Below are 292 nucleotides of genomic sequence, written 5' to 3'. Positions count from 1 at the left end.
TGTGACGGTGATGTCGACGCCGGGTGTGTTCGTGGAGTTCTCGCGGCAGCGGGGGCTTGCGGTGGACGGTCGGTGCAAGGCGTTCGCGGAGGGTGCGGACGGTACCGGCTGGGCCGAGGGTGTGGGCATGCTGCTGGTGGAGCGGTTGTCGGATGCCCGGCGTAACGGGCACCGGGTGCTCGCCGTGGTCCGTGGCAGTGCGGTCAATCAGGACGGTGCGTCGAATGGCCTCACGGCTCCGAATGGTCCGTCGCAGCAGCGGGTGATCCGGGCGGCGTTGGCGGGTGCGGGG

Annotated in this window: 1 protein-coding gene; it reads left to right on the top strand. The window is 70.5% G+C overall.

Going from position 1 to position 292, the window contains the following annotated elements; all coding sequences use genetic code 11:
• A partial coding sequence (locus IH68_RS51425) for a beta-ketoacyl synthase N-terminal-like domain-containing protein (RefSeq protein WP_037886769.1) occupies positions 1-292 on the top strand: 292 nt, incomplete at both ends.

Origin of the sequence: Streptomyces sp. NRRL S-646, from assembly GCF_000720765.1 — a bacterium.
Lineage (GTDB): Bacteria > Actinomycetota > Actinomycetes > Streptomycetales > Streptomycetaceae > Streptomyces.
This window is presented reverse-complemented; position numbering and strand designations above follow the sequence as displayed.